The following is a 10,146-nucleotide window of genomic DNA, read 5'->3' as shown; positions in this document are numbered from 1 at the left end:
AATTAGCTTCCTTACTTTTTTATTAGTTATTCAAGGCTGCTGCCATTGTAGCTGCAACTTCAGCTTCGAAGTCGTTTGCAGCTTTTTCGATACCTTCACCAACTTCAAAGCGAGCAAACTCAACTACTGAAGCGTTAACTGATTCAAGGTATGCTTCAACTGTCTTGCTGTCATCCATGATGTAAACTTGTGCAAGAAGTGTGTAAGCTTGGTCAACTTTAGTGTTGTCAAGCATGAAGCGATCCATTTTACCTGGGATGATTTTGTCCCAGATTTTTTCTGGTTTACCTTCTGCAGCCAATTCAGCTTTGATGTCAGCTTCAGCTTGAGCAATCACTTCATCAGTCAATTGAGATTTTGATCCATACTTCAAATGTGGAAGAGCTGGTTTGTTAACCATTGCACGGCTTTCGTTGTCTTGGTCGATAACGTGGTTCAATTGTGCCAACTCATCTTTAACGAATTGCTCATCCAATTCTTTATAAGAAAGAACTGTTGGTTTCATCGCTGCGATGTGCATTGACAATTGTTTAGCAAGTGCTTCGTCTCCACCTTCAACAACTGAAATAACACCGATACGTCCACCGTTATGTTGGTAAGCTCCAAAGTGTTGTGCGTCTGTTTTTTCAATCAATGCAAAGCGACGGAATGAGATTTTTTCTCCGATAGTTGCTGTTGCAGATACGTATGCAGCTTCAAGAGTTTCACCTGAAGGCATTGTCAAAGCAAGTGCTTCTTCATTATTAGCAGGTTTTCCTTCAGCAATAACTTTAGCTGTAGTATTTACCAATTCAACGAATTGAGCGTTTTTCGCAACGAAGTCAGTTTCAGCGTTTACTTCAATAACTGCTGCAACATTACCGTTAACATAAACACCAGTCAAACCTTCTGCAGCAACACGGTCAGCCTTCTTAGCTGCCTTAGCCATACCTTTTTCACGAAGCAATTCAATCGCTTTTTCGATGTCACCGTCTGTTTCTACAAGCGCTTTTTTAGCGTCCATAACACCGGCACCAGATTTTTCACGCAACTCTTTTACAAGTTTAGCTGTAATTTCTGCCATTTTGATTCTCCTATATTTTTTAAAAATAGGAGAGCCGGGCTAAGCCCCGCCCTCCTAGGTAATTACTATTTATATGAATTAAGCGTTGTCGCCTTCTACAACTTCAACGATTTCTTCAATTGAATCTGCTTGAGCTTCTGAAGCTGCAAATTCTGCTTCAACTGCTGCTGCATCTTCACCTTGACGTCCTTCGATGATAGCGTCAGCCAATTTAGCTGTGATCAATTTAACAGCGCGGATAGCATCATCGTTAGCTGGGATGATTACATCGATATCATCTGGATCAGTATTTGTGTCAACCATCGCTACAACTGGGATTCCCAATTTTTTAGCTTCTTTAACAGCGATTTGCTCTTTATGTGGGTCAACTACGTACATAACATCTGGGATACGAGGCATATCTTCGATACCACCCAAGAATTTTTCAAGACGTGCACGTTGTTTATTAAGAAGTGCAACTTCTTTCTTAGGAAGAACTTCGAAAGTTCCATCTTCTTCCATACGTTTAATTTCTTTCAAACGAGCAATACGTTTTTGGATTGTTCCCCAGTTTGTAAGAGTTCCACCCAACCAACGGTGGTTGATAAAGTATTGACCTGAACGTACTGCTTCTTCAGCAACTGCATCAGCCGCTTGTTTCTTAGTACCAACAAACAATACAACTGCATCGTTAGCTGCTGCATCACGCATGAAGTCGTATGCTTGATCAGCGTATTTTACAGTTTGTTGCAAGTCGATAACGTGGATTCCGTTACGCTCTGTAAAGATGTATTTAGCCATCTTAGGGTTCCAGCGACGAGTTTGGTGACCAAAGTGTACACCAGCCTCAAGAAGTTGTTTCATTGAAATTACTGCCATGAGTATTTCTCCTTTTTGTTTTTTTCCTCTTCTTGACTTCAACTCGCAAAACGACCCAAGGGCAACTGTTTCACAATTCATCAAGAATGAGTATTATCGTTCACACGACAAGTTTCATTCTACCATAGTTGAATCTTTTTTTCAAGTAATTTTGTTAGTTTTTCGATGAAAACTTGTCGTGGGTAATTTCTCAAAGTAACTTCCACTTGCCTGACCAAAGTGGAAATTAGTCTAAAACGGATTTTTATGGTGGAATTAAGTGTGAGACGTTTGAGTTAGAAATGAGGTCCACTATGACAAAACATAAACACCTTACCCTTTCAGACCGTAATGACATCCAGCTAAGTTTAGAGCGCGGTGAAACCTTCAAAGCTATTGGGCAACTTATTCTAAAAGACCCGACTACTGTTTCTAAAGAAGTCAAACGAAACAAACAAATTAGAGACTCTACCTATAACAACATTCCTTGCCCTCTACTTGATAAAGCTCCCTTTGTCTGTAATGGATGTCCTAAAAGAAGACAAAACTGTGGCTATCAGAAAATCTTCTACCTCGCTAAACAAGCTCAAAAGCAGTACGAACAAACTCTTGGCGAAGCTCGTGAAGGCACTCCTCTCAATTCCAAGACCTTCTGGGACATGGACAAAGTCATTTCTGATGGTGTTAAAAAGGGACAACACATCTATCATATCCTGAAAACTCACAATATTGATGTTAGCTCCTCAACCGTCTATCGACATATCCGAAAGGGATACCTATCTATCGCTCCTATTGACCTAGTCAGAGCCGTTAAATTTAAAGAAAGACGAAAAAGTAAGCTACCTTCCATCCCTAAAGAAGATAAAAAAGGACGGTCCTATGAGGATTTCCAAAACTATTTAGCACTTAATCAACTAGAATCTTGGCTGGAAATGGACACAGTTATGGGCAGAATGGGAGGTAAAGTCCTACTCACCTTCAATCTATCTTTCTGTAACTTTATCTTCGCTAGACTTCTGGAGAATAAAACTGCCCTTGAGGTTACCAAACACCTCTATGACATCAAGAACACTCTTCACCAAGCCGACAATGATTTCTTCCAACTCTTCCCTGTCATTCTGACAGATAATGGAGGAGAGTTTGCCAGGGTTGATGACATCGAAATGGATGTGCGAGGAGAGAGTAAGCTTTTCTTTTGTGACCCTAATCGCTCTGACCAGAAAGGCAGAATTGAGAAAAATCACACGCTGATTCGCGACATTCTACCTAAGGGAACTTCCTTTAACAATTTAACTCAAGAGGACATCAATCTCGTTTGTTCACATGTCAATAGCGTCAAACGCGCTGCTTTGAATGGAAAGTCAGCCTATGAACTCTTTGCCTTTACTTACGGAGAAGAGATTCCTAAGCTTCTCGGCATTTCTAAAATACCTGCAGAAGACGTTTGTCAGTCTTCTAAATTACTCCAACATAAGATCTAAAAACTAATCTTTAACCCCATTCAAACGTCTCACACTAACTTCCACCATAGCGAAACTTAATCTGAAACGCTTTCAGGTGAGGAGATTTTGTGCGCTCTTTTTTTCGATTCTTTTCGGCTACAGAAGCGATGAAATCAAGCATTAGTAAAACCAGTGGAATTTACTCTGACACGGAATTCCACTGGTTTTTAGGATTTTTATCAGATTAACTTCCACTTTTACTAGCGGTGGAACTTAATTTGGGAATTTAGCGAAAACTTGGGATTTCACCATCTTATAAATAAGAAAAGAGACCCAATCTGAGTCTCAATTTTTCATTAGTTTGGATAGATGTAAGTAACGTATCCTTGTGATGTAGTTGGATTAAACCATCCACGTTTGTTACCAATTGTACGGTCTCCACCATAGTTAGATTCTGATACTTGAATGTTAGTTGTAGATGAAACAGCTGTAACAACCGCTACGTGACCATAACCACCATCATTCCAGCAAGCAATCGCACCAACTTGTGGCTGAGAACCAGTACGGAAGCCTGCTGCCGCTGCACTTGTAGCCCACTGTCCTCCGTTACCCCAGTAATCTCCAGCCCAAGGAGCTAATGTCTTAGCACCCCATGTACACTCTCCAACTGGATAAGTTGAGGCATTGGTACTGTATGTTGGACGAGTTGCTACAGGAGTGTAGCTTGGTGCTTCATTGCTTGATGATGAAGCCGCTTGTACTTGCGCAGCAAAGCTTGTGTTAGCTGAAGCTGCAACTGATTGACGTTGGCTAGTTTGTTGAGCTCGGTAAGCTGCTTCAGCTTCCGCTGCCGCTTTTGCTGTTGCTTCTGCTGCTGCTTTTTGCTCCAACAAGCTTGCTTTTTCACCTTCTGCAGTAGCTTTCTCAGCTGCAAGGTTCAATTCTGCTACTTTCAATTCTGCTTGTTTTGTTGTCAAAGCTTGAGCATCGTCAGCAAGTGTTTGTTGGTTAGCAATGACTGTATTGATTGCTTCGTTGTTTGCAACTTGTTTTTCAGAGATAGCTTTCTTATCTTCTTTTTGTTGCTGCAACATTTTATTGTTTGCTGATACGATTTCACTCATAGCTGCTACACGAGAAATAGCTTCTGTGATTGAGTCAGAGTTAATAATCGTATTGATGTAGCTTGTAGCAGTTCCGTTCGTTTGTGCACTACGAGCTTGGTTTTCAAGCGATGCATTACGAGCTACAATATTTTTTGAAAGCTCTGCGATTTCACCTTCAAGTTTTTTAGATTCTTCTTGAAGTTTTTCGTTTTCAGATTGCAATTTTTCTTGCTCTGATTGAATAGCTGAAACTTTAGTTTGAATTTCGTCTACTTGTTTTTGAGCTTCTTTCTGTTGAGCTGTCAAGTTACTAATTTTACTATCTTGAGCAGCAATCTTTTCATCTGTTGTATTTGCTTTAACACTTGAAAGAACAGCTCCTTGTGAGACCAATACTGTACTTAACAAAAGTGATGCTAGGATTTTTTTCTTCATAAGTGTGAATACTCCTTCTTTTAAGACAATACTAGTATATCAAAAAAAGGCCTAATAAATATTACGCCTTTATTACAGTTTTGTTTCTTTCTTATAGATATATTTTTTCAAAAATAAACTGGAAAACTAACATCCATAAACAGTTTAATATCATTGACGGAACTAGACCATAAACGATAAAGACTGTTATACTTTCAGCAGTTAATCCAATCATTTGCGCTAGAAGAAAACTACCAAATTCAAAAGAGAAAGTCATCATTAAAATAGCTAATAGTCTAGTCCATCTATTTGATAAAATAATCGCATTATTTTTATAAATGATTGCACCAATAATCACAAAAAGAAGACTAGCGATTCCAATCAAATGGAAGAAATAAATATCATATATAAGCCCTAGAACTAGGCAATAAGCTAAAAACAGATACTCAGATACTTCTATTGTTTCAAACAACAAGAAGATGAAGATAAAGTGGCTCACAATTTGAAAATGTGGAAAAAAACTATTTACAAATTGCCCTAAATGACTGTCTATTAAGACAACTATAGGCAAGAGTAAAAACATCCCTATCTGCTTCAACAGTCTCATGATGGGTTCCCCACTAACTCTACGACTTTGGTATTCATTGAATCAGACTGAAGTTTGACTAACACCTCTCTTGTCAGATAGTCATTGCTATGCGTCACAGATTCGACCTCACCTACTGGAATGTCAGTAGCATTAAAATTACCAAGACCACCAGTTACGACCTTATCGCCTTTACTAATGTCGCTACTACTGTTTAACTGACTAATTTTCAGCAAATCTTTTTCTTTGTCGTACCCAATAATAATGCCATATATACTAGTGGAACCATGCTGGATTTTAACGGAGATTTTGTCCGTATTTTCCGCATTGGTCAATAAGTTGACCACAGTAGAGTTATCTTCAACCTTTCCCACGCTTCCAATTAGTCCCCCACCAGCAATCACAAGCATATTACTGGTCACACCTTGTTGAGAACCTGCATCAATTGTCAACTCTTGTTTCCAGGTTGCAGGAGTTCTCATGATGACGTCAGAAGCAATTAACTTGGTTGCACTCAATTTTGACTTCATATCCAATAACTGACGTAGTTGCTCATTTTCTTCCTTCAGACTGTCTGCTTCATTCGTTTCCTTCTTCATCTGATAGAGTTCTTTTTTGAGAGTTTCATTCTCGTTATAGGTTCTGGTCAAACGACCTAAATCAGATTTTACGGAAGAAAGCCATTGAAAAGGCTTTTGCACTATTCTATCGACCAATGAAATTCCATCTCCAGCTTTTGTCACAACTGCACTGGATTGTGTTGTCACTAAAAAAACAGAAACTACTAGTATAACGACAAATAGAACAATGATATATTTTGATTTTTTAAAACGATTCATACCTCTACCCCATATTACATTCTAAGATTTTAGCAAAAATAGAATTGCACCCAATACACAAACAAATAATAGCGCCATACTGTCTCTATTCATCCAATTTAACTGTCGATACTGACTGCGTCCATTCCCGCCTTGATAGCCTCTAGCTTCCATGGCTGTAGCAAGAGAATCTGCTCTTTTCAAACTTGTAGCGAACAAAGGAATCAAAATAGGTATCATAGCCTTAACTTTTTGGATTACATTTCCTTCTCCAAAATCAACACCACGCGCCTTTTGAGCATTCATAATGCGAATCGTATCATCCATCAAGGTTGGTACAAATCGCAAACTCATAGACAACATGAGCCCAATCTCATGAACTGGAACTTTAAATCTTTTTAAAGGTCCAAGCAAGGATTCAACTGCTGTTGCCAAACTTAGTGGCATAGTCGTCAAGGTTAGCAAGGTTGAGAAAAAAATAATCAACACAAAGCGACAAAAAATAATTCCTGCCTGCTCAATACCATAGCTTGTGATTTTTATAAATCCCATCTCGAACAAGACGTGACCACCAGAGATAAAGAACAGTTGAAAAAGGGTTGTAAAAGCAATCAGAAAAAACATAGATCGCAAACCTTTTATAAAAAAAGATAAGGGAACTTCTGATAAAACGACAAATATGCCTGTTGCAATGAAGAGTATGAGATTTGTAATTGGATTATTGGCCCAAAAAGCGATGATGATCAATAAAATCATTGCTACTAACTTACTACGAGGATCTAGACGATGAATAATCGAATTTCCTGGTATGTATCGACCTAAAATCATATTATCCATTGATAAACTCCTTAAACTCCTCTATCGTTATCGGCAATTGTTCGAAAGAAATTCCTCTGTCAACTAGCCTTTGAGCAAATCGTGTGATTTTAGGAACACCCAATTGGATTTTTTCCATAAATTCGACATTTTGAAAGACAAGACCTGGTTTCCCACCCTTAACTAGTTTCCCTTTTTCCATCACATAAACTTGGTCAGCAAATTCGGCCACATCATCCATAAGGTGGGTTACTAAAACAATTGTTATGCCATCTTGATGAAGCTTTTTAAACAAGGCCATCAACTCTTTTCGACCAATTGGATCCAAACCAGCTGTTGGTTCGTCTAAGACCAAAATGCTAGGCTCCATCGCCAAAATTCCAGCAATAGCAACCCTTCTCATCTGGCCACCTGAAAGTTCAAATGGACTTCGTTCAAAGAGTGATTCATCGATTCCTACTAAAGCTAGTTTTTCACGCGCAATAGCTTCTGCCTCTTCTACAGAAACTCCAAAATTTTGAGGGCCAAAAGCCACATCTTTTAAGACAGTCTCCTCAAAAATTTGATTCTCTGCAAACTGAAATACCAACCCAACTTGTTTACGAATTTGACGAATTTGCTTATTGACGGATGTTGATGTAATCAATGTATCAAAGACACGAACACTTCCCTCTGTAGGAACCAACAAACCATTCAAGAGTTGTAGAATTGTAGATTTCCCACTTCCTGTATGCCCAATAATGGCAGTATAAGAGCCATCCTCTATTGACAAACTGACGTCGGACAAGGCAGCTGAAGCAAAGGGTGTTCCTTCCTGATACGTATAACTAACATTCTCTAGAATAATTCCCATAAAGCCTCCTCAAGTTCCTCTTCTGTAAGATAGAACTCTGGCAAATTCAAACCACTAGTACGTAATGATTCTTTCAATTGGTTGACAAAGGGTTGATCTAAGCCAATTTGATTTAAATCTGACCTAGAAAATAATTCTCTAGGAGTGCTTGTTGACTCGACCTCTCCTTTTTTCATCACTAAAACACGGTCACTCATGGCCACCTCATCTAAATCATGCGTAATAGAGATAACTGTCATCTGGTGGTCTTGGCGAATCTTCTGGACTATCTTAATCAACTCTAGTCGTCCTTCTGGGTCCAACATACTTGTAGCCTCATCCAAGATTAAAATATCTGGTCGCAGAGCTACAACTCCTGCAATAGCTACTCTCTGTTTCTGACCTCCTGATAAACGAGATGGTTCCTTTTTAGCAAATTCAGCCATCCCAACCAATGATAAAGCCTCAGAAACGCGTTTCTTCATCTCTTCAAGTGGGATTCCTTGATTTTCCAGTCCAAAAGCAACGTCGTCTTCAACAGTTGCTCCTACGAATTGGTTATCAGGATTTTGAAAGACCATACCAATCTTACGTCTTTTTTCCCAGACATTTTCTGGAGTTAGGCAGTCACCGTCTATCCAAATTTCTCCAGATTCTGCCTCAAGTAATCCGTCAATCAAACGAACTGTCGTTGATTTTCCACTACCATTATGACCAACGATTGACAACCATTCTCCACGTTTCACGTGAAACGAAATGTTATGAACATCATAATGTTCTTGATCTGCCTGATATCGAAAAGACAGGTCTTTTATCTCAATAATCGATTCCATATCTAACGAAAGGTTCCTTTAAACAAATATGCGCTTCCCTTGAAATAATCATAACCAGAATAAATTGTGAAGAACAAGGCAATATAAAGAGTTATCTGACCAAGCACATTCCAGTGAAGTAGCAAGAATATAATCGCAAACATCTGACTAAATGTCTTGATTTTTCCAGGCATAGCAGCAGCTAGAACAGTACCTCCTGTTTCAACTAAGAGCAAGCGTAAACCAGTGACAGCAAGTTCACGACAAATAATTATTGCTACCACCCAAGCTGGTGCCATCTTTAGACCAACCAACATAATAAAGGCTGACATGACCAATAATTTATCAGCCATTGGATCCGCAAACTTTCCGAAATTACTAACCACTTGCCATTTTCTAGCTAAATAACCATCTAGATAGTCAGTGATACTGGCAATAGCAAAAATAACTGCTGCTATTTTATGTAACACAGGAGATGGTCCAACTGATAGAAGGAGAATAAAAATCGGAATAAATAAAATTCTACCAAGCGTAAGCATATTAGGAATATTCTCTTTTTTCATGTTATCCTTCCTTTAGTTTGAACTTAATGTTAGAGTAATCCAACCAGTTTGACCAGTTAATTTTGAAGTGTCAATTTCCTTATTATCAATTTTCACCGATACTCCTTTAACAACACCCAATGTTATGGTTACTGGAGATCCTTTAGAAATGGTTGTTTTGGCTGTTTTATTATTAGGTTCAAGAGTCACTCCTCCTGCTAAATCAGTATCCGAAACACTAATCCAGCTTGTTGTATCTGTTACAGATAATTGAAGATCCGCAGAATCTTTAGATGTCTTATATTCCACTGATAAAGTATCTCCCTGACCTGAAACAGTCAAAGTAGTTGCCTCACTCGAACTTGATGAACTAGTAGCTTGACTACTACTTGATGCTACACTACTAGAGCTACTTGTTGAACTCACCACACTATAACTCGCTGTAGCTGGTGCAGTTGGTTGTGTTTGAATGTAGTTCCACACATAGTAGGTTACAAAAATTAAAATTGATAAAGACAAGAGAATAAAATAAAATAGCGGGAGAAATGAATTCTTTTTGCGATTTGAACGTCTACGTCCTGAAAGCTCAATCTCATCAACATCTACCTCTTCATAAGTAATCATACTACCTGAATCATAGGCATCTAGAACAATATGTTCATCTAATTCAACCGCCCAAGCATATTTTCTCAAAAAAGAGCGAGCATAAAAAGTACTCGGTAGTTTGTCAAAATCATCTGTTTCCAGTGCCTCCAACAAATCCAGCTGAATATCCGTCTTTCTATGCAATTCCTCCAAGCTCAATCCTTGGTTAATCCTTGCAAGGCGTAAGACCTCGCCAATTGTTTTTTTTCTCATACTTAACATTCCTTCTTTCT

At 38.7% G+C, this 10,146-nt stretch carries 11 protein-coding genes; 1 reads left to right on the top strand and 10 read right to left on the bottom strand.

What is annotated here, in order from left to right:
• Positions 1–22: 22 nt before the first annotated feature.
• Entirely contained in the window at positions 23–1,063 is a 1,041-nt protein-coding gene (gene tsf, locus O3658_RS09270) for a translation elongation factor Ts (RefSeq protein WP_000808071.1), read from the bottom strand.
• A 78-nt stretch (positions 1,064–1,141) separates the two neighbouring features.
• The gene (gene rpsB / locus O3658_RS09265) at positions 1,142–1,921 is read right to left on the bottom strand and encodes a 30S ribosomal protein S2 (protein WP_000268459.1); all 780 of its coding nucleotides are present in this window, start codon (positions 1,919–1,921) and stop codon (positions 1,142–1,144) included.
• A 293-nt stretch (positions 1,922–2,214) separates the two neighbouring features.
• On the opposite strand from rpsB, the gene O3658_RS09260 reads away from it, so the two are divergent.
• A complete protein-coding gene (locus O3658_RS09260) occupies positions 2,215–3,381 on the top strand; it encodes an IS30 family transposase (protein ID WP_371561072.1) in 1,167 nt (388 codons plus the stop codon).
• Positions 3,382–3,698: 317 nt separating this feature from the next.
• On the opposite strand, the gene pcsB is transcribed toward O3658_RS09260, so the two are convergent.
• The 8 genes from pcsB to rodZ all read right to left on the bottom strand — a co-directional run bounded on the left by pcsB (position 3,699) and on the right by rodZ (position 10,126).
• Entirely contained in the window at positions 3,699–4,883 is a 1,185-nt protein-coding gene (gene pcsB, locus O3658_RS09255) for a peptidoglycan hydrolase PcsB (RefSeq protein WP_371561070.1), read from the bottom strand.
• Positions 4,884–4,974: 91 nt separating this feature from the next.
• Positions 4,975–5,469 (bottom strand): rod shape-determining protein MreD, encoded by a 495-nt coding sequence (gene mreD / locus O3658_RS09250; RefSeq protein ID WP_371561068.1) that lies wholly within the window; start codon positions 5,467–5,469, stop codon positions 4,975–4,977.
• Positions 5,466–6,287 carry a rod shape-determining protein MreC gene (gene mreC / locus O3658_RS09245; protein WP_371561066.1) on the bottom strand — a complete coding sequence of 274 codons (822 nt, stop codon included), beginning with the start codon at positions 6,285–6,287 and terminating at the stop codon, positions 5,466–5,468. Before mreC ends, mreD begins: the two co-directional genes overlap by 4 nt.
• A 21-nt stretch (positions 6,288–6,308) precedes the next feature.
• Entirely contained in the window at positions 6,309–7,103 is a 795-nt protein-coding gene (locus O3658_RS09240) for an energy-coupling factor transporter transmembrane protein EcfT (RefSeq protein ID WP_371561064.1), read from the bottom strand.
• Positions 7,096–7,935 (bottom strand): energy-coupling factor transporter ATPase, encoded by an 840-nt coding sequence (locus O3658_RS09235; RefSeq protein WP_371561062.1) that lies wholly within the window; start codon positions 7,933–7,935, stop codon positions 7,096–7,098. Before O3658_RS09235 ends, O3658_RS09240 begins: the two co-directional genes overlap by 8 nt.
• Positions 7,920–8,747 carry an energy-coupling factor ABC transporter ATP-binding protein gene (locus O3658_RS09230; RefSeq protein WP_371561060.1) on the bottom strand — a complete coding sequence of 276 codons (828 nt, stop codon included), beginning with the start codon at positions 8,745–8,747 and terminating at the stop codon, positions 7,920–7,922. The genes O3658_RS09235 and O3658_RS09230 overlap by 16 nt, the downstream gene beginning before the upstream one ends.
• Positions 8,748–8,749: 2 nt before the next feature.
• On the bottom strand, positions 8,750–9,289 hold the full coding sequence (gene pgsA, locus O3658_RS09225) for a CDP-diacylglycerol--glycerol-3-phosphate 3-phosphatidyltransferase (protein ID WP_371561058.1): 540 nt from the start codon (positions 9,287–9,289) through the stop codon (positions 8,750–8,752).
• Positions 9,290–9,301: 12 nt separating this feature from the next.
• Positions 9,302–10,126 (bottom strand): cytoskeleton protein RodZ, encoded by an 825-nt coding sequence (gene rodZ / locus O3658_RS09220; protein WP_371561056.1) that lies wholly within the window; start codon positions 10,124–10,126, stop codon positions 9,302–9,304.
• Positions 10,127–10,146: the final 20 nt, after the last annotated feature.

Source organism: Streptococcus sp. 27098_8_69 (assembly GCF_041432445.1).
In the GTDB taxonomy this organism is placed as follows: Bacteria; Bacillota; Bacilli; order Lactobacillales; family Streptococcaceae; genus Streptococcus.
This window is presented reverse-complemented; position numbering and strand designations above follow the sequence as displayed.

Excerpts from the sequence above, each read along its gene's own strand:
- rpsB (WP_000268459.1), bottom strand. The coding sequence starts at position 1,921 with ATGGCAGTAATTTCAATGAAACAACTTCTTGAGGCTGGTGTACACTTT.
- mreC (WP_371561066.1), bottom strand. The coding sequence starts at position 6,287 with ATGAATCGTTTTAAAAAATCAAAATATATCATTGTTCTATTTGTCGTT.
- O3658_RS09230 (WP_371561060.1), bottom strand. The coding sequence starts at position 8,747 with ATGGAATCGATTATTGAGATAAAAGACCTGTCTTTTCGATATCAGGCA.
- O3658_RS09260 (WP_371561072.1), top strand. The coding sequence starts at position 2,215 with ATGACAAAACATAAACACCTTACCCTTTCAGACCGTAATGACATCCAG.
- rodZ (WP_371561056.1), bottom strand. The coding sequence starts at position 10,126 with ATGAGAAAAAAAACAATTGGCGAGGTCTTACGCCTTGCAAGGATTAAC.
- O3658_RS09235 (WP_371561062.1), bottom strand. The coding sequence starts at position 7,935 with ATGGGAATTATTCTAGAGAATGTTAGTTATACGTATCAGGAAGGAACA.
- O3658_RS09240 (WP_371561064.1), bottom strand. The coding sequence starts at position 7,103 with ATGGATAATATGATTTTAGGTCGATACATACCAGGAAATTCGATTATT.
- mreD (WP_371561068.1), bottom strand. The coding sequence starts at position 5,469 with ATGAGACTGTTGAAGCAGATAGGGATGTTTTTACTCTTGCCTATAGTT.
- tsf (WP_000808071.1), bottom strand. The coding sequence starts at position 1,063 with ATGGCAGAAATTACAGCTAAACTTGTAAAAGAGTTGCGTGAAAAATCT.
- pcsB (WP_371561070.1), bottom strand. The coding sequence starts at position 4,883 with ATGAAGAAAAAAATCCTAGCATCACTTTTGTTAAGTACAGTATTGGTC.
- pgsA (WP_371561058.1), bottom strand. The coding sequence starts at position 9,289 with ATGAAAAAAGAGAATATTCCTAATATGCTTACGCTTGGTAGAATTTTA.